The 21,580-nt window shown below is 59.8% G+C and carries 10 protein-coding genes and 1 pseudogene; 5 read left to right on the top strand and 6 right to left on the bottom strand.

The genetic code is table 11. The features are described from left to right. Positions 1-26: 26 nt before the first annotated feature. The 3 genes from J2Y70_RS03715 to J2Y70_RS03725 all read left to right on the top strand — a co-directional run bounded on the left by J2Y70_RS03715 (position 27) and on the right by J2Y70_RS03725 (position 8,895). Positions 27-5,120 (top strand): hypothetical protein, encoded by a 5,094-nt coding sequence (locus tag J2Y70_RS03715; protein ID WP_309913481.1) that lies wholly within the window; start codon positions 27-29, stop codon positions 5,118-5,120. A 530-nt stretch (positions 5,121-5,650) separates the two neighbouring features. Further along, positions 5,651-8,125 (top strand): AAA family ATPase, encoded by a 2,475-nt coding sequence (locus J2Y70_RS03720; RefSeq protein ID WP_309913484.1) that lies wholly within the window; start codon positions 5,651-5,653, stop codon positions 8,123-8,125. Then, positions 8,122-8,895, top strand: a complete 774-nt coding sequence (locus tag J2Y70_RS03725; RefSeq protein WP_309913486.1) for an HNH endonuclease — start codon at positions 8,122-8,124, stop codon at positions 8,893-8,895. The genes J2Y70_RS03720 and J2Y70_RS03725 overlap by 4 nt, the downstream gene beginning before the upstream one ends. Positions 8,896-9,235: 340 nt before the next feature. On the opposite strand, the gene J2Y70_RS03730 is transcribed toward J2Y70_RS03725, so the two are convergent. The 6 genes from J2Y70_RS03730 to J2Y70_RS03755 form a co-directional block, all read right to left on the bottom strand. After that, positions 9,236-10,342 (bottom strand): hypothetical protein, encoded by a 1,107-nt coding sequence (locus tag J2Y70_RS03730; RefSeq protein ID WP_309913489.1) that lies wholly within the window; start codon positions 10,340-10,342, stop codon positions 9,236-9,238. A gap of 399 nt (positions 10,343-10,741) precedes the next feature. After that, complete coding sequence (locus J2Y70_RS03735) at positions 10,742-11,971, bottom strand: TniQ family protein (RefSeq protein WP_309913491.1); 1,230 nt, start codon at positions 11,969-11,971, stop codon at positions 10,742-10,744. Next, positions 11,968-12,993 (bottom strand): AAA family ATPase, encoded by a 1,026-nt coding sequence (locus J2Y70_RS03740; RefSeq protein ID WP_309913495.1) that lies wholly within the window; start codon positions 12,991-12,993, stop codon positions 11,968-11,970. The genes J2Y70_RS03735 and J2Y70_RS03740 overlap by 4 nt, the downstream gene beginning before the upstream one ends. Then, entirely contained in the window at positions 12,990-15,365 is a 2,376-nt protein-coding gene (locus J2Y70_RS03745; RefSeq protein WP_309913498.1) for a DDE-type integrase/transposase/recombinase, read from the bottom strand. Before J2Y70_RS03745 ends, J2Y70_RS03740 begins: the two co-directional genes overlap by 4 nt. 1,000 nt (positions 15,366-16,365) lie before the next feature. Next, positions 16,366-18,690 carry a hypothetical protein gene (locus tag J2Y70_RS03750; protein WP_309913501.1) on the bottom strand — a complete coding sequence of 775 codons (2,325 nt, stop codon included), beginning with the start codon at positions 18,688-18,690 and terminating at the stop codon, positions 16,366-16,368. Positions 18,691-18,985: 295 nt separating this feature from the next. Then, positions 18,986-20,185 carry a toll/interleukin-1 receptor domain-containing protein gene (locus J2Y70_RS03755; RefSeq protein ID WP_309913505.1) on the bottom strand — a complete coding sequence of 400 codons (1,200 nt, stop codon included), beginning with the start codon at positions 20,183-20,185 and terminating at the stop codon, positions 18,986-18,988. A gap of 168 nt (positions 20,186-20,353) precedes the next feature. On the opposite strand from J2Y70_RS03755, the pseudogene J2Y70_RS03760 reads away from it, so the two are divergent. Next, positions 20,354-20,605 (top strand): annotated as a pseudogene (locus J2Y70_RS03760) (formyltransferase family protein); the annotation flags it as partial. Positions 20,606-21,147: 542 nt separating this feature from the next. Further along, positions 21,148-21,570: a PAS domain-containing protein gene (locus tag J2Y70_RS03765; protein ID WP_206256775.1), complete on the top strand. Its 423-nt coding sequence runs from the start codon at positions 21,148-21,150 to the stop codon at positions 21,568-21,570. Positions 21,571-21,580 lie beyond the last annotated feature (10 nt).

A 21,580-nucleotide genomic window follows, 5' to 3' on the forward strand; every position in this document is an offset into this window, starting at 1 on the left:
CCGCGCAGCGGAGAGAGCTTTGGCAGATGAGCAAGAAGAAGGAAGTCACCCCGCGCGACCCGCTGCAGGGTACCCAAGTGATGAGTACTGTCGCTACTGGCGGCGGTGGCGGCGTCTTTCAGGCCCGTGTGGGCGCCCTGTACCTGGCCAACATGCTTACGGGCTTGCCTACAGCCTTTTGCTTGCACGGTGCCTGGGTTGAAGAACTGCGCTTTGAAGCTCGCTATAAAGGCGCTCACACCGACGACGTCTACTGTCGGCTCCGTGACCCCAAGGAAAGTTGGCTACAACTCGTCCAGTGCAAGCGAGGCCTCAATGCCACTGCTGGCAACACAGATTTTATCGACGGACTGCAGGGTGCCTGGCGCGACTTCCTCGGTATCGAGAAGAGCCCTTTTGACCGCGGCTGTGACGTGCTGGTTCTTGCGACCATCGCCCCGGCGACGGCCGCTAACCAGGCAGCAAAGCGTCTTTGCGAACTTTCCCGTGCATCAGTAGATCTCGCTGACTACTTGCAGAAGGTGAACTCCAAGCTCTTCGACAAAAAGCACAAGGAAACCTGGGAAGCGTTCAAGACGGTCTCGAAGGAGACGCTGACCGACAAGTACACCGAGGAGCTTGTCTTCCAGCTGCTACAGCGCCTTCGTGTTGACATTCATGACCTGGGCACCGAATCCTCACAGGAGCTCAGCCTCGTCCAAGCACTCTTGACTTCAGGGCAACCAAGCGACTCAGGAGAGCTGGTATGGGATGGCCTTGTCTCCTATGTGCAAGAGCAAGGCATTTCAGTAGGGACTGTCACTCGGACAACGTGGTCTCAGACTGCCAAAGAAGGACTGCAAGCGGCAATTAGCCGCCTGACCTCCTCGCGCGGACTGAGCAATGTTGCTGAGCGTTTGACTCAGCGAGCCCTACTTCAGCTCTCCCTCATCTCGACAAACCTACCCAATGGCGCACACATCCCTAGAGGCGAGTGCGTAGGCCGTGTGTTGTCAGCGCTCGATGACCGCCAACTCGTCATCATTACTGGCGGGCCGGGTGCAGGAAAATCGGCGGTCGTCTCTGAGCTCGCTTCTTTGCTTCGTGAGTCCGGCCCATTGTTCTTCTTCAGGGCTGATGAGCTGGATGTGCCGACTTTGGCAGCAGTCCAGTCCCTGAACGGGCTTCAAGACCCGGTGCTGGGCATCGATACACTGCTGCGCACAGGGGCACCCACTGTCATCATCGACTCGCTGGAGAAGGCTCTCGAGGCACAGAACCCAGGTGCGCTCGAAGAGCTGCTCGCACTTGTTCGCAAGAACAAGTCTTCGAGGCTCTGCATCACGACGCGCTCCTATGCTCTCAACGGCCTGTACACAAACTTCCTCTATAGCTTTTCCAGCCAAGTCATAGACGTTCCTCTGCTCACGGACGCGGAGATTGCCACCGCGGTAGTCGCAAGCCCGCTTGAAGAGATTGTCGCCAAAGACTCAGGTGTAAAAGAGGTTCTGCGCACGCCCTACTACCTGCAGCTTGCTTTCAAGTACGCCGCCGCGGGAACTGCACTACCAAGTGCTTCGGGCAACGACCTTAGGCGGGCACTTTGGACAGAGCGAATTGCGCCCAGCAGAGGCCTTTCTGCCGCCATGCGCACAAGCCGTCTAGCGACCTTCGACCAAATCTGCTACCTGCGCACCGAACGCTTTGCGCAGTTCGTCGAGCCCCCCCCGGACGCTGAAGCTGTCACGTCGCTCCTGCAAGACGCTGTGCTCGCGAAGGACGAGGCCGACCGAGTAGCCCCAGCACATGACGTCTTGGAGGATTGGTCGCTGTTCTTTCGAGTAGAACGTGAGGTGCGCTCCGCGGAGCGGGATTGGTTAGCATTGTTCACGAAGCTCGGCTCACATGCGGGCATGCGACGAGCTCTGCGCTCATGGACGGCTCAGAGATCGGCTGAAGGCGATGATGACGCCTACGCGCTCTTGGAGGCAGCTCTCCGTCCTGAATCGACGATTGCGCAGCTTTGGCGCGATGAGATAGCCATCGGGCTTCTGCGCTCTGAGCGAGTTGAGGAGCTGGTCACAAAGCTCGGAAGCAATGACACCTTCAGCAGCGCGGCTCTGCTTCAGCGCCTGTGCCACCTACTGAGGGTTGCTTGCAAGGGTCCGACTTCCATCGACTACTCGCATCTGGCGGCTGACTCTGCCAACAGAGAACTTCTTGCCCGGGTCGGGATGGCCGCGCCGGTAGGCAAGGCTTGGGACGTGATGATCGGGCTGGTCACGAGGGCATTCCCATCTCTGCAGCCGAAAGATCACTCATGGGTTGTCCAACTCGCCGAGGATTCGGTTGCGCACGACGACGCTTGGCACAAGCCCAGCCCACGTGTGACCGACGTCTTCACCATGGCTGCGCACTATTGCTGGCGAGACAACGACACTTGGTACAGAGAGAAGTCTATCGGCCGGCGGTTCTACGAGCTTCTGTGTCGTTGCTCTGGAGCTGACCCCGCCAAGTTCAAGGTGTTCATCGACGCACTTGTGAAACGGATCTCCGAGAACCCAGAAGATCGCGACGTCTACGCTGAAGAGCGCTTGGAATTTCTTACCAACATCAAGCACTGCAGGGAGCCGATTTACTTCAACGCGGATTTAGTTCGCACCGCGTTCTGGGCGCTCTACACCGAACCTGGGCCTCAAGCCGAACGTCGCTTCGGCATGGTCGGCTGGGAGGCAGCAATGGGCCTCAGTCAGAGGGCAGCCCATGCATTCTTCCCTCCCTCCGTTCTGCAAGGGCCTTTCCGGTGGCTTTTGCTCTACTCATTTGTCAAGAGCATTCGCTTTGTCGTGCAGCTCTGCAATCACGCAGCCGTGTCATTTGCCAAATCGCATCCGGAGGAAGTCACCGTTCTTCCGCCGGAGCAAAGTCCGAACGGACGGGCCCACATCCATGACTGGCGACTTTGGGCGGCCTATCGCGGCCACTCCGTTTCCAGCTACGTTTTGAACTGCGCACTTATGGCGCTGGAAGAAAGGCTGTTGGTCGAGGCGAAGGTGCAGCCGGAGATCATCTCGGGGGTCCTCGAGTTCATCTTGGAGAGCGGCGAGTCGAGCTTCACTACAGGATTGGTGGCTGGCGTACTAATGGCGTATCCGAGCCTCGTCACTGGGAAGCTGTTGCCACTCCTCAACTGCCCGCAGTTCTTCGTCGACGACATCGCGCGTTACGTGGGAGAGGCGAGTGCTTTGGCCATCCACGGCGGTCACGACGGACTGGACGACGAGAGGCAAAAGGAGCGCATCGTCAGCAACCAGCTACCGCACAGGAAGCAGCATTTGGAGATGCTCGTGCTTCAGTTGCAGATTATCCGCCCCGACCTCCGGGAGGGCATCTTTGCGATCCTCGATAAGCACATCGAAGATCTCAAGCATGCTGAAGACGTGCCTGACGGTTGGCGCATGGGGCTTAAGCGCATGGACGCTCGAGGTATGAAGTTCGGTGAGCCAGTTGGTGATGAGAAGTTCATACCTCTGGAAATCGTGAACCTCGAGCCCGAGCTTAAGCAAGTGAGTGACCAAGCGGAGTCAAGAAGTCAACTCATGAACCGTTTGGCGGCTGTCCGGCTTTGGGCGGTAGCCGTGACGCAGCCAATGCTCAGCTTGTCCCCGGGGGCCGCAGACCGCTTCTCCTCCTCGTCTGAGGTGTATGAAGAGTTCCAGCACCTTCTTGAAGAGGTTAAGGGGCAGGAAGAGCCCTTGCTGTTTGGGATGGATGACGACCTCCCTTGCGCGCTGATTCAGCGTTGGCCGACCGACAACTCGGAAGCGCTCCAATGGGCCAAGGACTATCTCCTCGATGTCACCTCGAAGCGTCTGGACAACGACGCTTGTGTCCGTCGTAGCACCGCGACAGGCGAGTTGAGAGCCAAGACGCTCGTCTTGCTTGCAAGCGTAGCCCCAAGCCATCCAAAACTGCCTGAGTGCCTCGCCAACATCATTACAGAGCCCGTCTGGAAGGTTCGCCGAGCAGGAGCTCTTGCCATCTCAGAAATTCTGCGGCCAACGCAGCCTTTGCTCGCCGACATCCTGACAACGGCGCTGGCGCAATACGCGGAAGCGCTCGACACCACAATCGGCGCTGCACGAAGACGCAGGCATGACTTCTACGAAGACGCACGGGACGCAACCAGCAAGCGGTTGGTGGCAGCCCTCACAGGCGGGAAGCTAGAACCTAGGCCTAGTCCTAGAAGCCTCGCCGCTGTCAAAGAATGGACGATAGCGCTCGATGCCGCCCGCAGCGAGATGCCAGAGACTTGGAGAGTCCAGGCGCTTACAGTGCTTGCCCGTCTGATGGCCGATCAGGAAGGCAAATCAAGGATTGACCGGTACGACCCAAACTATGTTGATTTTGAAGCGCGCTGGGAGGTGGGAGACCTCTTGGCGTCCGAACTGCTAGCTCAGAGCACTGACAAGACTCACATCTTTGAAACCCTTGACTACTGCATCGAGCACGGCCCAGAGCTCAGTGAAAGGGTGCTGGAGTCAACCCTTAGCGGGTGCATGAAGCAAGAGTACGCTAACACGGATGCCTTCTGGCAGGTATGGGACCGGGCCGCAGCGAAGATCCTTCCAGACGAGTCGTTGCGCACGCGCTCGCGGCGCGTGTACAGCAAGAACGAGAAGCCGCTCGCAGTGCTACTGTTTCAGTCCATTCCATGGACCAAGACCTTCCATGACTTGCCGCTGCTGCGAAACCGCCCTCGCTTCGTCGCCAACTGTCTTGTCGCAGCAGGTGACAGCTGGCACGCGCTCGAACATCTTCTTGCGCTAATGGCGGGTGTCGGAAGGTCAACGGCGGTGCCCTCCGCCTTAGGGCAATTGAGGGACGCGATAGCGAAGGCTCCGGCTGCCCTGTTCAACGACGGTAGCAGCCTTTGGAACGCTGAGACTGTTTGCCAAGCAGCAGTGCACGAGCATCGTCAGGCGCTCCTCCGTGACGTAACCCTCAGGCAGGCTACTCTGGAGGTGCTGGACAGGCTCGTAGACGCCGGTTCGTCCTTGGCCTTTCAGTTACGCGACTACCTGGCGACATCGTCGCCGGCTATACCTTCAACACCTCCAGTCTCGAGCTCAGCTGCGTAGCTTGTCAAATTTCGGTTGGCGGCGGACTCGCAGCGCCCAGATGTCCTTGAGCTTGAACGGCGCTTCTGTCCGATGATCTTGCACTTGTTCCACGGCTCGCCATGAGTGGCCTTGCTTACGGTTTCCATGATGGTCTCCCATCGAGTTGAGGGACCCGCAGAACGCGCTTCAGAGAGCCTCCCGTTGCCTAGACACCAACCAAGCGCGTGCCCACATGTGCCGAAGGGCAGGTTCTGGGCGTCGCAGCGAACTGGCATTTCCGGCCAGTAGCTGCCGGTCAGTACTTTTTCTTGGCCGGCCCTCCAGGCTAGGAGCGGATATTGAGCCGCGCCGCTCGACCCGCAGCTTCTGCCCCTTAAGAGAGAGACTGGCTGTCCAATCTGGCGCCGTGAAGTTTCCGGTCGAGCCCCCAGCACAGTCTCCGTCTCCGCAACACGCTCTCCTAGCTCGAGCGGTGCACAATGCCTTGATGATGTGAAACTAGGCTCATAAGCCAAGGCTGGAACCAGCCATCTTCCGAGGGAGGAATAATGTTTGACGAGCGGGCCGTACAGACGGCGAAGTACTGGGAGGCATTGCGCTCGCTGCGTGCGCCCTCCGGGCTGAGGGAGGACGAGTTCGAGCAGTTCGCACTGATGGTGATTGGTCTCACCTGCGTGGCGCAGTCGCCCGGGCCTTGGCCCGACGAGGTGACCGACCGGGCGAGGGAGAATTTTGAGGTGCTGAGGACTGCAGCCACATACCAGGACGAGAATCGGTTTCGTCGAGCATGGTTTGGTGCGTGCGATGCGTTGACCGGAATTTTCCGGGCCACAGGCCAAGCTGACATCCCGCGCGATGTCAGCTCCCTCCAAGCATTCGACGGCATCGTCAGCATATTCGATCACTTCGAGGATGCCTGGGGTTCCAGGCGGGAGTTCCTGCTGGACTGCTTCGACGAGGTGTTTCATCGAGTCGTTAGTCGCCTGACCGTGACCGGCTACCGCGGTGGCGACACGGCCGCGGCTTTGGCGGCTCACCTTTCGGCACCCGTCGACCGCATTTCGGAATATTTCGCAACAACGGGCGAGTTCGCCGTGTTGCGACGTATCCTCCTCAATTTGGAGACGTCCACGCGCATAGCGGTGATCGACCGTCTGAACTTCTTCATAGGTCTTCGGCTTGGCCTTCACGGCATTGATGTGGAGGACCAGCCACCGCGGGAAGACGATCTTGGGTCCTTCGTCGGTCGTCGCTTTTTGCTGGTTGATCATCCGCGTAGAAACTCCATTGGGCGGCGTCCTCATTCACCACGATGGGCCGATCACCAAACCTCGCTCGATGCCCTGGACTACTTGCTGCAGAATCGGTCTATTCTCGGAGTGAGTTTGATCATCGTTCCTGGTGCCGATCGATCGGCCGGGGGATGGCGAAGCAATCTGCGGGAGGATCTCGTGCGCAGCGGTCGGCTGCTGGCAGTGATTGACCTTCCCCAGGATCGCCGACATAGATCGCGCAAGCAGGTGTCGGCTTGGTTCCTCGGGGAAGGGGGGATGCCAAGCAACCATGTGCTGATGGTGGACGCGAAGGGTCTCGCCGGCAGAGGCGAACTTCGCGAGGCCGGCCTCCTGATGGCATTCGTGGCTGCGATTGTGTCGCTTGGCGCGCCGGATGGGTGGCCCTCCTTGAGCCTCCCAAGGCGGCGCCAACTCAGATCGGACGACGTAGAAGCAATGCTGGAGGCTTACTTCAAGGGCGGGTATCGGGACGTGGAGGGCGTCTGCCGGCACGTTCATATTAGCGAAATTGCCGAAAACGCCTACAGGCTCGCTGCGTCCGTCTATATCGAAGGGACAGACAGCGATGCGAAGCGCAAGACGCTCATGCCGTTGCTGAACAGCGACACCGTTTTGGAGGCCCTGCTGCAAAGACGTGACCATGGCAGGCGCATCTACGTCATCGGCAACAATGGCGAAGGCAAGAGCATTCTGCTCGGTGATCTGGCGGATCGTTTGGTAAAGGAAGGTCAGCGCGTCGTCGGCATCTCGTTTGGACTGACGGACAGATTTCCGTTCGAGCCACCAAAGCACGACGGACAGCAGTTCATCTATGTCGGCGCTCGCACTTCGGAACGCGGCATTGCGCTTGGCCGCACTTCGGCGGACATTAATCGCATGGTGCGCGAGATCCACGTGAGCGCCGAGCGGCTCAAGGTCTTCGACGCGGTCGTGAGGCACCTCGGCTTCGGCGAGCGTCGGTATCTGGTGCCATCTGGCTTGAACAGCTCTTCCGATGACGACCGAGAGCATTACGCCGAATTGCAGCAGCTCACGGAAAGTGCAGATGAGAATGCCCGTATCCTACAGCGAGCAGGTGCGAAGAGGTACGAGCTGGGCCTCATGCGACAGGAGTCCCAGCGTTCGATCACGACATTCGGCGAGTTGAGTTCGGGGGAGCAGCAACTGCTGACCCTGGCCCTCAAGCTCACGGCCTACGCCGGCGACAGCACCGTGATCCTGATAGACGAGCCCGAGTTAAGCCTTCACGTAAGCTGGCAGCGGGCCATTCCGGTGATGTTGGAGATCGTCGGCTCCCTCACGGGTTGCTCAATGGTCGTGGCGACGCACTCCCCCGTCGTCGTCGCCAGCGCGATCCATCGCGACGATCAGTGTTTCGTCGCCCGAAGACATGGGCTGACGGAACTCGGCATTCATCAGCGTCGATCGGTCGAGACGGCATTGTTCGATGGATTCCGGACCTACACGGCGAACAACCGGCAAGTGCACGAGCGCTGCGCCGCGATGGTGTCGCAAGCAATCCTGCGTCTCAACGCTCGGTCGCCCGTACAGGATGGGAATCTTCCGAGCTTGAAGTCGCTGCATGAAGAGCTGGAATTGATGGATCAGGTCATTCGGTCGGCCGACTCGGCGCAGTTGTCGCATGCGCGGGAAGATCGCGAGTTGGTCGGTCGCACCCGCGCCGCCATCGATGAACTCGCGTCAATCGAGCGAGGAGACGCCATATGAGTTGGTTCCAGGGAACACACCCCTCGCCGATAGAAATGCGCCGAGAGCTCAAGCTATACCTCGGAGTGGCGCATGGGACAAAAAAGCATGTCCCACGCACGCACGTGCTGCTTCGGCAGTTGTGGACCCAGTCGCGCCTACGTCCGTTTACTGATGTCTGGCCGACGCTGAACGCGATGGCCGATGTTACGGCACTGGGAACGATCACGGGAGCCTCCATCAAGTCCGCCTTCAGGCGCAGACTGTTGGAGTTGCAGGGTGGGCGGTGTTGCTATTGCCGTCGCTGGCTGGTCAGCACAGCGTACGCCAAACACATCGAGCACATCCTGCCGCGGCACCACTATGCGCAGTTCTCCGTCGAGTTCTGGAATCTGGCGGTGGCTTGTAGCGATTGCAACGGCGCCAAGACCGATGACGTGTGGGGTGCAATCTCGATAAAGCGGCGCGGATACCCTAAGGCCCGGGAATTCACCGAAACGTTTCACCCGAGGTTTCATCGATACGATGATCACGTCCGCTACGTGAGGCTTGAGACTAATGTGAGCGCGGTCGTGCTCTTCACCGGATTGACTCCCCAAGGTCAGCACCTTTGCAGCTCGCTGCTGCACCGCATTGCGGCCAAGGAAACTTTGGTCGAGAACAATCCGGCGTTGGCGCCGGCGATGGACCAGATCCGCAGCTTCGAGGCGAAAGCCAAAGGAATGCGCCTGAAGCGCTTCGACGCGTTTCGCGAAGCGCTTGACCAAAGCGTCATGCGCCTGCTCGAGTAGTTCGGCCCCTCGGACAATCATCATGCGCACCGGGGAGGATCCATGCGACCCAGCTACGTGCTGGTCGGTTACGAAAATGTGCATTGCTTGAGGGCAGGCGCTTTGACGCTGAGGCACTCGCGGACGTGCGGTAACGCCCCAAGAAGCGGCTCGCCCCAGCACAGGGGCGAACGTTCGGCCAATAGCCATCTGGCAGAAAGACAGTGCACCAAACCTGCTCGTCATCACTGACGGGAGTTGGCCGAAGGAGACTTGCATAGAAGCGTACCAAGCGAGTGCAATGCTTCGCGAGCTCTACACGCGGTCGCTTAGGCAGCAGCGATGGACTTGTTTCAGCGATCTATCGGAGTGCTCCTGTGGCAAAGTGCTCAATTGTCCGCAGCCCCACAGCAGAGTGTTGATGGCCGAAGAAGCCAAGGAGTTTTGTGAGCTCGCGGCAGCCGCTCGGCGCAAAGGTCAAGTTGTTCACCTGTGTCTGGACGCGATCGAACCTAGGCATCCAGCGGCCTACATCGATCTTCGTGCCAAGCTTGAACCACCCCCAACCAATGTTGAGCGTGGATGCGTCATCCGGCACCTTGCCGAGTGCCCGCTGGACCTCCCTGCCTAGGCCGTTGAGACGCCTACGTTCGGCGGCAATCGCCTTGAACTCGCCAGCGGACACGGCCTCCTGGAATTGGCTGAGCCAGGCGCGCAGTTCGGACAGTTGGTCTCGCATCTGTGAGGCCACTACGAATACGTCGCCAAGCGAGGTTGCATCTCGAAGGATCAAGGTCGGCAAGGCTGGGAGTAGGACACGAACACCAATCACTCCATCGTCAGCCGCCGATGTCGGGTAGAGCGCATCCCGGTGCTTGGCAACCTCGGCCTTGAACTCACCCAGCGCTATCGGAGGTACCGGTAGAGAAAGTCCGGCCCGCTGGAACAATCGCCTCCTGAGGGGATGAGGCGTGTAGGGGCTGGCATATACCCACGCTCGAGCCAACATACCTGCGCCTCCCCACACCAGCTGCGAAGTGAATACGTGGGGAGTTGTCCCGCTCTCCTTCCAAGCAGCTTCGTTGCTTGCCTGCTCTTTCACCATGACGTCGTTGAGGAGAAGCCTCCCAAGGAGATCGGCCCTCGGCCCCTCAAGCCGTTCCGGATGCTCAAGGAAGCCGTGAGGCCGTACGATCGAGCGCCGCGCGAGCTCGCTCAACGCGTCTCCACGGCCGAACCAGGCATTGTGGAACCGATCATCGACCAGGATCTGGTCGCGCAGCACGACATCAGTCAGCAGATCGAACAACGCCTCGAAATCGATGGCGGCCTGGGGTAGCGCCTTAGGCACCTGTCCAGGGTCAGTCAGCGGTGCAATGCCAGGGTTGTCATCTGGATCCAGACCCTTCGCCATGAGGTCGCTGACCGCCTGCAGCGACCAGTTGTCGGCGATAACCCGCTGTCCCATCAGCCATCCTTTGCTAGAAGAAAGTGAACCAAGAGCCTAAAGCCACCTCACCGCCGTCCGGCTAGGCAGGTCTGAACGCGACTTCTGCCCACCGCGCGCACTGCCATCGAGAACGCCGCCAGAGCTACCGCATCTATCGGCGCGCCCGGTGTGCGCTGGAGGTAAGATCCTAACTGTAGCCGAACTGGCGAACGATCATGGGCACCGGGCTGAAGGCAGAGGTGTTGCCACGGAGATAGCGGTGAGCCACGGCTATGGCTGACACTCGCCGCGCTTTGGGTTGGCAGTGGGCTTCGGCTTTTTTGTATTGTCGTGCTTGCGAAGAAAGCACTATGGATCCTGCCCCTATAGCGTCTGAAAATGAATAAAGAGAGCCGGAGACCGACATGGGTCAAAGCTTCACAACGAGCCATCTGAGCTGCAATCGACCAGTCCCCTGACCATGTGAACCGGCGCACCAGAGGCCGCGCACACCTGGGCCACGAACTCTTTGACGGTCAGCTGAGCACGCATATCAGCTCGCGCGGCGATAGCGGCGATTGCTCTCCTTCTGGAATTACTTGCCTTGCTCTTCTTCCACTCCAAGTACTTGCCGCTGAGTGCTGCGGTCAGCGCTGGGAAGGTGCCACGGGCAGCCGAAATGCTGAAATCATTGTTCCTACAAAGCTCTTCCGCAGACGAGAATGGCGGGCCGCTTTGAATCGCCAGCTCCAGCTTGGCTTTGAACCAGGCGGTTCGCTTCTGTCTTAGATGCGACGACGGGCGAGTCACACGCGTCTTAGGCGGCCGCTTTATGTCCAAGGCCGCCTGACGTGCGGCCTCTGTGGGGTCTGTGATGAGCTGCCGGACGTCGACACCAAAGTGTGTCGCCACCGCAATTAGCGTAGTCAGTTGCGGCTTGGCGGGCAGCCTTCGGTTGTGAATGATGTCTCCCAAGTGTTTGGCGACGTACTTGTCAGCGTCCTCTATACCCTGGAAGAACTTCCGGAGCGGCTGATTCTGTACCGCCGCTATCGAGCTGATGCCACGAACAAGCGTCTCGATCTGCTCCTCTCCAAATTCAGGCCGGGGTGCATATTCGGCTTTCGTGACCTTCGCAGCGAGGCTCTGCCGGCAGAACGTGCAGAGATGAAGCTCCTCCCGGCTTGCGTCTCTTGTTTGGTATCCGTCGCAATGCGGACAGCTAGAGCGCAAGCGAAGCCTATGCAAACTGCATCGTTGGTAGCCCTGCACCCGCCATAGCAAGCGATCGTACGTAGGCTCGCCTGACGTGATGTCATCATTGAAGCATCCAGGGCACCAGGAGCGTGAGTGGGCAATCGAGCCGATGCAGTTCGCCGCGCACACGCTGCTGAGTGGCAGCAACGTGCATCCCTTGAGGTCAACGCCCAGCGCGTCGCGGAGAGCCTCAATTGCCAATGAGACATTGGGGCTGTATCCGTCCCAACGTAGCTCTTCACATCGCGGTAGGTGTCTACCACGCTCGGCTTTCCACCAATCACGAAGACTTGTAACAAACTGGTGCCGGGTGACCCCGTGTGCCACAGCCAGACGCTGCAGGACAGATGAGAGGCATTCCACCTCAAGTGCCCCGACGGCGACAGGCCGCACAGAGAAGTAGCGTGTCATCTCGCCACCTCAGGATTCGTGATGGAGTCACGCATCGGGTTTCGCCTTCCTGGCTTATGCCGTCGAGATTTCGAGCCTGTTCCCTGGCTCGCTGTCGCACATCTGCTGCCTGCATCTTCTCCTTCGCGCAGACTCTCTATAGGCCTCAGAACACTCTCCCCATAGTCAATCTCACTGGCTATGGCATCGATTTGCTGCAGATAGCGCACCTTCCGAAAGTGCTCATTCCGCAGACGCGTGGCGCCTGACGCGTCCATCTTTGCGAGTGCGGCGAGCACCCAACTGCTGACAAGACCGCAAGAGCCCAGGGTGCCGTCGTAGACAAGGCCGCTCATAGAAAGGAGTGAGCTCCCTTTCGCCCATGGTAGGAGTTGATCGAACGTGGCCAGAATCGACTCGAACTGCTTCATCTGTGCATCGCTTCTTCCGTAGCGCGGGAACTCAATCAGCGTAAGCCTTCCATTGAAGTGGGCTGAGCAAAAGCAGCCTTTCAAAAGCTCATAGCCCCCAACGAGCACAATCACCGCACCAGTCTCGTTACCCAAGCACTTCAGTGACTCAAGCGCGGCTTCCCTGCTGTCGTGATTCTTGACCCTCAGTAGATGGTGCGCCTCGTCGATGATGATCAGCTTTGTTTCTCTGTGCTGGATCGCTTTGCGGAGCTGCAGCCGTGCGTTCGTTTCGGTCTGCGATACCCGGGACTTGCCGCTCGACGCGCCGTAGAACGGGTGCTCCAGCTGGCCAAGGAGGTCAAGCGTCAGATATCGCATCGACATGAAGCCAGCGTCGGTCCTACTGCAATCAACGACGACGTAGGGGATGTATCCATCCTTCATGCCCGGATACACCTGCTTCGCTGCCGCCCGAATAGCTGTGCTTTTTCCCACCCGCGTTGGACCGACAAGTGCCAGAACGGAGCCCGGCACGGCAAATGTCATTTGCGAAACGGCAGCCCTGATGGCCTGGTCGAAGTGAAGGTGCCTCACCTTGGCATTCATGATCCTGTTGCTCAGGGGCATCATGACCAGTACTCCGTCTTCAGCGTGGTCGCCTCGACATGTCGAGGCGGCGACTTGCTCCGTGCCTCCGGACGGCTAATTGGCTTCGTTTGCACCGCTTTGGGGCCCAGCGAGGCAGCGAGCTGCCTGGAGAGCTTGGCCGACGCCATCGCAGCCTCCTTCAGAAGCGCACCACGCACATCCGAGGACTCCAGATGGCGAATGGACTCAAGCGCGGGGGTGAAATCTTTGCTGAGATCCATCGTCGCCGGAGATCCATGGCGACACGGGACAAGCACGCCATCGACGAGCGCATACAAGGTGTTCATGTCCCAAGGCTCTTCGAAGACCTTGAGCCTCTTGCCGTGCTCCTTGGGCTCAAAGAGCTTCGGATGGGTGAACCAGCGCCCCAGGTGCCGAATCCCGCGAGCCAGGTCGACTTTCAACAAATTTTTCAGCGGCATCGCAGTGAGCGCTAGGAAGTCGGAGTCAAATGACGTCAGCACACCGCTCTCGGGAAAGAGGGACAGCGCATTGGCGGATTTTGTAGATCGGCTGTCTACATCGCAACGCGCCGCACTAGAATTGAAGAGCTCGAATACGAATCGATCGATTGCGTTGTAGGCCTCAACAAGCGTCCAAGCTGCATGTGACCTTCCCTTATGGGTAGCGACCGCGGAGCGGCTTCTGCCGTCATTGTTGGTGTTGCCATGCTGCGAGCTAAGGAACGCCTTCAAGGAATGGAACCATCCCTCGATTGTGCCTCCATACCTGGGCCGCCCCGGCGGCCGACGCTGGATCGCCACCCCCAGCCGGGCAAGTACTACTTCGAAGTACTCGGAGTGAAACTCAGCGCCATTGTCGACCACGATCGTTTCGGGCAATCGTCCATGCCGCCTGACGCAGTCCCGGACTACCGCTAAGCAACTGTGGCGACTTGGAGCTTTGAAGCTAAGCGACACAGCCAGAACAGAGCCTGTTGCCTCGTCGCGCATCGCAGTGAGTTGCGGACGTCGCGTGTGCCTCTTTGCTCCATCCGCAACAAGGACATGGATGTCGCAGAGATAGTGGTCGACATGCGCGCGCTCAAAAGCTCTGACAGGTGAAAGATACCTAGAGACCGGTGCCACGGGCTGTGCTGCCGCGGCAGCTGCGCGCCCTCCGCTGCGTGCAGCAGCTAGCTCCTCGGCGGGAAGACACCTGCTACGCGCAGCATACGTAACGTAGGAGACCGCCACGGAGGACTGGGCCAATGTACCTCTTGCCACAGCTCCTTGATGGTCGACTAAGTACTGGCCGTAGGCAGCCATGCGCGAAACGCACAGCTTACTCAGATAGTGCTCGCGCAAAGACGATAGGAGTAGGGCTTCCTCGTCATCGGATAGGCGTGGGGTGCGGTTCCCCTTGCTCCGATGATGCGGCCGGAGGCCGAGGGGATCGCCGTTCGACGCTTGTAGCTTCCTTCTCCACCTGCGAACGCTTCTGTGGGAGCGATGGGACTGAATTTCGCCACGCAGAACAAGGAGGCGATGATGAGCTTCCTTTAGCTCAGGGCTCGATAGCTGGGTCAACGCCTGGCTGCCAGCTGCCAGTGCTACCAGGGCTGAAACGTGCGCTTCGATTGCATCTTTGGATCGGGAAATTAGGCACTCGTCTGGTACCGAGAGCCGCCAGCGATCGAGATCAGTGAACAGATCGCCTTGCTCGACCAGACGCACAATTGGAGTTGCTGTCGCGATATCGGCATTTAGCATCAACTGCCCGATGCTCAGTACCTTGCTTGCGGATAGCGCGACGAGAGCCTTGCTCAACTTTCTTGCGCCCTCCGGCTCCACTGCAGCCTCCCGCACGTGGAGCATCAACCGGCAGTTGTCGGCGCGGACCTTGTGCCCCTGACCGCCTGAATAGACCAGATGCGGCAAGCCGATTTCTAAAAATCGTTCGGAGGCGGCCGTGTCGTGTGCTACTCCTCCGCTCCAGGTCCAGCGATTAGGGTGCTCACGAGACAGGCGCTCGCATTGATCCGCGGGCTTGACTTGGACGACTTGGATCTCGTTGCGTCTCACCACCAAGAAGTCGGGCACGTACGCGCATCGACGACGATGCCCATTTTTATCGCGAATGACGAGGGCGATGTTCGGCGGTTGCTCCCAGTATTCAAGGACATCCGCGTCGAATTCCAACTGGATGGCCAGGATGAACTCTTCCGAGCTTTCCAGCGCCACAGTAGTCCCCATCTTGGCGCTGGGATAGCGCCACACTGTGTTGTGACGGCCGTTCGACTCGACTCTGCGCGCGGGGTTGCTGGACCTGGCTTGGCTCACGTAGTCGATCGCTAGTTGCGACAGACACAGGCGCTTCGCGTACTTCCTGAATTCGGCAGTGGTGATAGGCATAAGACCTCCTACACCGCGGTTGCCCGCGGAGGAGAAAAAGAGAAGGCTCGCGGCATGCCGCGGGGCTTGACTTCTTTGGAGGGCTGCTCGCAATATCTAGCAACGGGCGACAATCCGTACGCTAGACCAAAGGCCGCACACTGCAATGTGCGGCCTTTGTTTTTGAGGGCCCCGTAGCTGAACTAGCTCATGGGGGGATCTCCTCTCTGTTCAGGGATTGCTGGAGCCAGGCGCAAAGCTCTTCTCGCCGCGCGAACCAGCCGCGACGCCCCGGAAGAGTGAACATTGCTATCTCGAGGCGTCCCGTTCTGCGCGCCTTCGCCAGCGCTTCTCGAGACGGGAACCCCATCAAGCGTGCCGTATCGGCCGCTGAGAGGATCGGGCTATTGGGGACTATTACGCCGGAGGGCAGCGGGCTCCATTGAGCAGGATCTGAGCGTGTAGAAGTGGTCTCAGCAGAACTGGACATGCTTAGTCGCGCTCCATCCGTTCCAGGCCTTGTCTAAGCGACGTAATAGCCTACAATTGCAAACAATGCAAGTGATTGATCTGATTGATATATTTATATTGAACTTGGCCGCTGGCGGGGAGCGAACGTGAGAAGTGGACAGCCGGGTCATCTCGACGGGCAGTCGGAGGTTGACGATCAGCGGCCTAGCGCAGCCGTACTTTCTTTCAGGCTGAAGCGCGAAGTCAGCGGATATGGCGCCGTTGGAATAGAGAGGCTCGAAGGCCTAGAGCACATACGCAAGCGTTCGGATGTCACTTGGCTTGGGGGAGAGTGAAGTACCTATCGCGGTGCTGCGCGAGCTCTCGCGCATCCTGGACAGTCACCCAGAGCTTCGTGCAATGAGGATCCTCGACCATGAAGGTCATGAAATGACTCTGTGGACCGGCGATCTTCCTAATGGATACGGCTGGCGTTTTCCAAGATTGCGACCATCGCCAAGGCAGTGCCGCGGCTTTCGCAGAAGCTGCGATACGGACGCAGGGGCAGCCTCTAGGGTTCGATCGTGTCGTCGGCAACGTCGGTGAAGTAGAGCTGGTGGGTGATCAGCGCCAGTTCCTCGCATGAGTGTGCCCGAATGCCGATGCCATGTTCGGCTTTGACACGTTCGAACAGGTGGTAGGGCTCCAGTTCACGGGCAGAGAGCAAAATCACCCGGCGTCGATGCTCGTCGTTCAACACGCTGGCGATCGCGATCTCCTCTTTCGTGAACGGCGCGAGCTTGATGTACGCCACGTAAGTCTGGAATCGATCCGATGGGAAGGCATCGGCGATGCGGCGCAGATTTTCGACGTCGCGCCGGAACTCATCCGGTTCGATGCGGCCACGGTCCTTGCATTCGCCGAGGATGACGGAGGTGGGCTTCGGATAGGTATTCATCTGCACCCACACGAAGTCGACCTCGCAGTCAGGATGTTGCGGGTCGTTGCGGGGCTTCAGGTCGATCGAGGGAGAGTAGACGCAGGAACTGAACGCCCGGTCCAGGTTTGCATCCAGCTGCTGCAGCGTCAGCACCACGGGAATAGCCCCTTGTGCGTTGCGCTCCGCACCCAGCACGCCTGAGCGCCGGAAACGCCACTCGCTGGCCAACAGTTGGCCAGTCGCGTCATAGTCGTGACCGCACAGTTCACAGCTGATCTGCTGCTTGAGTACGTCGAGCGCGACCCAACTCCTCATTCCGCATTGCGGGCAATCCAGGTCGACGCCGATCCGGAACAGTCCCGCGTCCACCATGGCCGCGAAGACGTGAGGAGGCGTCAGCTTCTGGTCGATCGGGCGTGGCCCGAGGAAGAGATCGACGTGCGCGCCGAACGTGCCCCTTAGTTCCTCGCTGGTCTTTCCCGAAATCGTCGCAAGCGCAACCTCCCTGGAGAACGTCGCCCGGGGGCCGAAGGACCTCAACAACTCCCTGGCTCCGGGAATCTTGAATACGCGCGCGCCCTGGAGGCCTCCCAGTTGCGTCAGCAGCTGTCGGGCGATGCGTCCGCTGTTGCTCAGCGTGCTGTTGTAACCCGCCAACGCGAAGATGCGTCTGATCAGTTCAGCGACCGGCATTGCGTTGAGAAACGCATCGTGATCGGCGGCATCAATGATGAGCCCGACCTGCTCCGGCTCGACGCGCAGCTTATCGTGCTCGAAATGCATGGTCCGGGCGTAGAAATGATTGAGCTCCGGAACGTATGGAACATGGAACGTGTGCTGTTGATCGCCGAAGAGGCCGCCGATCAGCGACACAGAGGCAACGAGGTGCTGATGCATGTAATGCGGGTGTCCGTGGTAGGGCTTCTCTGTCAGCGCGAAGCTCACGCGTGGCACGCCGCGTTCGCTTCCGATGACGCCCAGCGTCGACGCTTCTCCAAGGCGCATGACCGGTGGTACGACCGCGCTTCCGGACCAGAATCCCTTCCCGACGCTGTGCACGATCAGCCGCCTGTTCTCGAACAGTTGGTCGACTTGCGCGGCATCGCCGCGTGACCAAACGCCCAGGCCCGCGTCCGCGTCCATGCTGTGTTGCGCCATCTCCTGGATGATGGCTTCCATCTGCGGTATCAGACCTGCGTAGCGATCAAGGTGGGCGGTGTCGAGAAACCACAGGGGGACGTCGCAGGCGCGGATGTTCCAGTAACAGATGAGGTCCTCAAGATCGCCCGCGTCGCCGATAAAGAAGCCGGGCGTCTCCCAGCCGGGGCGCACCGTGTAGTGACGCCCAATCGCGAATCTACACACCGATGACAGGCTCGGGCGCCGCAGGAAATCGCCAGGTATCGGCGCGTCCTGCTGCAGCGCTACCGTGATCGGGTCCAGCAGTTCCTCGACCATCGCTGCGTAGTCGACGCCGACTTCCTCAACGTCCGGATACCTGCCGAACTGCATCAAGAACACGTCCGCCAGCGGATCGTCGCCTTGCCACTCGTACTTGCACAGACCCATATCCTTGAACTGGGTCCACTCGGGCTTGTTGTGCCAATGCGCAGCGGTGTTGAAGATATCGAGCACCCTCGAGAAGTTTCGCCACCGCGCTTGTTTGACGAAGATAGAGCCGCCGTGGAACGAAGGCTTCAGGTGGGGAAAGCGCTCGGCGAACTCTCGGACTTCCAGGCTGTCGCCCAGCGGCCAAACGACATCCAGACGGAATAGCTCGACCTGTTGCCGGGCTTCCTCCTCGTTGTCGACGATCAGAATTGGATTGAAGCGTCCACCCCAGAGGACGTGGGAGTAGCGTACCGCCCTTCGAAATCCCTCCAGGTCGTCCGCGCGAACCGCCCAGCCGATGCGCAAGGGCCGGTAGCACAGATTGACTCGTACGGTGTCGGCCATGTTCTCCTTGTTCGGTTCGTCTACATCATTATTTGGATATTGCCGGTTTACTTCAGTGCAGGACGATACTTGACTGGTGTTGGCGTTGTTGTGCGCGCTCCCCGGAGTCGCTTCCCCGTACGTTCTGGAGCGCGGCAAGTTGCTGGTGGAACTTTCGAGCTCCGCAGCAATCCTTCGGGAAAAAACGGCTCTTGATCCAGGCGTCGCTGGCCGCGCGAAACCCGGAGCCCGGCCGCCTGCGGGGGCGGCGCAAGGCTCTAGGGGGAAGGCACATAAGTTCCTGCATGCTGTCGCTTCAGACGCGGCTGCGGACGAAGCGCCTGGTCGCGTCGTTGCGCCGAATCTCGAAGCAGATGTAAGGGCTGGTCGCAAGAGCTTTCGACAACTGCACGGCCTCACGCTCTTCGAGATAGGCCATGGCCGGGTTTAGGCGCCGCGGCTCCCATCCGTAGCGCTGGCCGATCTGATCGGGCGCCCTGGGAAAGCTGGCATCGTTGACGGTATCCGCAGCGAGCCTAAGTGCATCCTCGGCCGGGTTCCAAGGCTTCCAGTAGCGGTCGAATTCGGCATAGAACGTATCCCGGACAATCACCGTGCCGTAGTCGATCTTGAGCCAGCGCCGCAGTTCGTGGAGCGCGTCGGTGACGTCTTCGCGTGACAACGAAGTGTGTTGTGCGATGCACTCCTCGTCGTCGCTGACGTCGCCGAACTCCCCGTTGTGGCTTTTCTTGACGAAGTACTCGGCGATCGCCATCGCCGCCGACGTGTAGCGGGTCTTCGGCAGCAAAGTCTGGGCAGGGGCTCGCCCTAAAGCGGGCTTTCGCGAGATGCCATGGATGTCGTTGATCAACTGCTGGATTTGGGTTAGCTCCCGGTCTATCTCGGGCGAAAGCGAGCCGGCAAGCAGCGGCGGCAGCCGGGATGCCTCCAGTCCATGGCGCAGGCCGATGAACTTGGCGCCCCGGCCGAGCTTCTGGACGAAGCCCGCATCCATCTCTTCCTGCACCCAGGGCCGGCTGATCGATGTAGGAGTCAGCAGGACGATGAAGTGCGTGCAGTCGCCAATACCCTGGTCGATCTTGCGACGCAGGCTATCGCCCATCATGATCTCCCACTCCGACCACCACGTCGATATGCCATTTCGCTGCAAGGCTTCCGCAATTCGTCTTGCCAGGTCGTGATCCTCCCAGCCGAAGCTTAGGAAGACTTTCGGCGGAATTTCTGCGCCGGTCTGGTCGCGTTCGTTATCCTCCACATCGGCCTCCACGTTAAGATCCTGGCGCACTTGATCCAGGACGGCAGGTGTTCCCTCGATGCGCAAACTCATGTCGTCTAAGTGCTCGCCGTCGACGATCACGGTGGCGAACCGCCCGGTTTCCGGATCGCGAACAGAAGCCACCCGTTCGCGCAGGTGGTCGCCCACCAGCTTTGCGGCGGCCTTGTGCAACGCCTTCTGGAAGTCATCGGCCTTGAACGGCTTCCCGTTGAACTTCATGACCATATCCGTCCTCCGTGAGCAGATCGTGCCTGAAATAGGAGGACCAATCCATACGCGGGACATCCCGGCTTTCCGGCGAGGATTTCAGGCGTCCCGAGGGACGGCCGGCGGCATCCCACGCTGATACATGACAGCTTCGGTCCCGGAGCGCCTGCGCGTTGTGCTTGCCATGACGTTGCAGAGTCGTCCGTGCCGCGTTGGCGGGGCGCTGCGCCGATCCAACGCGCCATCGAGGCCGGCAACGCCGAGACTGGCGTGTGTCTGAAGCAGATGGAAGCCGGACTGGACACCGCCCTGGGCTGCTGGCGCAGATCACCGCGATCGGCCAGCGGGAGACCGGACCAGCTGCGCGACCGCCTCGCCACCGTGCTGGCCGACGGCCTGGGAGTGCTGCACGCAGGCCTGACCCCGCTGCCGTGAAAGCAACCGGAGGAGGGCGCCGCTTACCTCGCAAGTTCCCTGGCTTGATTGGCGGGTCTAGGCGCGCCTGTAGCGCAGCTGAGGGCGTGATGCCTGCATCCTGCTAGCCGGAAATGCATGGCAATCCGGCAGTGCATGGTGGACGGACGTGGGTAGGTCCTTGGCGGACATCTTATGCCTTTAGATCGCGGACAATTTATGCTTACAAGAACAACGCCATCCAGGGTGCTCGCGTCATGCGGAGGGGCCACTGGCGCAATGCGCTTGCTGTGCAGCGGCAGCCGGCAGCGTGATCGCATGAACGGCTACGCGTCGCTGCCGGCATGCGTTGCCCGTGCCGCGCCGCCGCTGCCGGGCGAACGGCGGCTCAAGCGGCTCGGGCTTGATCTAGATCAACGCATCGCCTGAGCCGGCAGCCTATAAAGATTCTCAGCAAGAGTCCGGCAGCGTCGGGCATGCGGATCCCCGCAACATGGCGAGGATCCGCCATCCGGACGCCGGCTCTTCCGAACTCCATTCCCAAGGAATCGCTCATGGGCATCGCGCTCGCTCCAGAACAATTGCTGTCTTCCCTCGAGAAGGTGATGGTGATCTCCACCACCGACCTGCAGGGCACCATCACCTATGCCAACGACCTGTTTTGCCAGCTGACCGGCTTCGCGCGCGAAGAGTTGATCGGGCAGCCGCACAGCATCGTGCGTCACCCGGACGTGCCCAAGGCGGTCTACAAGGACATGTGGGACACGATCAAGGCCGGCAAGGTCTGGACCGGCATCGTGCCGAATCTGGGCAAGGGCGGCGTGCTCTACGTGGTCGATACCACCGTGCAGCCGTTGTACGACGAGCAGGGAAATATCAACGCTTACATCAGCATCCGCCGCGTGGTCAACGATCTGATGACGAACTTCGAGGCGGTGGAAGCGGCGAAGGAATACTTCGACGACTACTACGCCGGCAAGTGAGCGCTGCGCC

Origin of the sequence: Xanthomonas sp. 1678 (assembly GCF_031455575.1) — a bacterium.
Lineage (GTDB): Bacteria > Pseudomonadota > Gammaproteobacteria > Xanthomonadales > Xanthomonadaceae > Xanthomonas_A.

Bases quoted from the DNA above. Each gene is read 5' to 3' on its own strand.
- J2Y70_RS03715 (WP_309913481.1), top strand. From the start codon at position 27: ATGAGCAAGAAGAAGGAAGTCACCCCGCGCGACCCGCTGCAGGGTACC.
- J2Y70_RS03720 (WP_309913484.1), top strand. From the start codon at position 5,651: ATGTTTGACGAGCGGGCCGTACAGACGGCGAAGTACTGGGAGGCATTG.
- J2Y70_RS03725 (WP_309913486.1), top strand. From the start codon at position 8,122: ATGAGTTGGTTCCAGGGAACACACCCCTCGCCGATAGAAATGCGCCGA.
- J2Y70_RS03730 (WP_309913489.1), bottom strand. From the start codon at position 10,342: ATGGGACAGCGGGTTATCGCCGACAACTGGTCGCTGCAGGCGGTCAGC.
- J2Y70_RS03735 (WP_309913491.1), bottom strand. From the start codon at position 11,971: ATGACACGCTACTTCTCTGTGCGGCCTGTCGCCGTCGGGGCACTTGAG.
- J2Y70_RS03740 (WP_309913495.1), bottom strand. From the start codon at position 12,993: ATGATGCCCCTGAGCAACAGGATCATGAATGCCAAGGTGAGGCACCTT.
- J2Y70_RS03745 (WP_309913498.1), bottom strand. From the start codon at position 15,365: ATGCCTATCACCACTGCCGAATTCAGGAAGTACGCGAAGCGCCTGTGT.
- J2Y70_RS03750 (WP_309913501.1), bottom strand. From the start codon at position 18,690: ATGGCCGACACCGTACGAGTCAATCTGTGCTACCGGCCCTTGCGCATC.
- J2Y70_RS03755 (WP_309913505.1), bottom strand. From the start codon at position 20,185: ATGAAGTTCAACGGGAAGCCGTTCAAGGCCGATGACTTCCAGAAGGCG.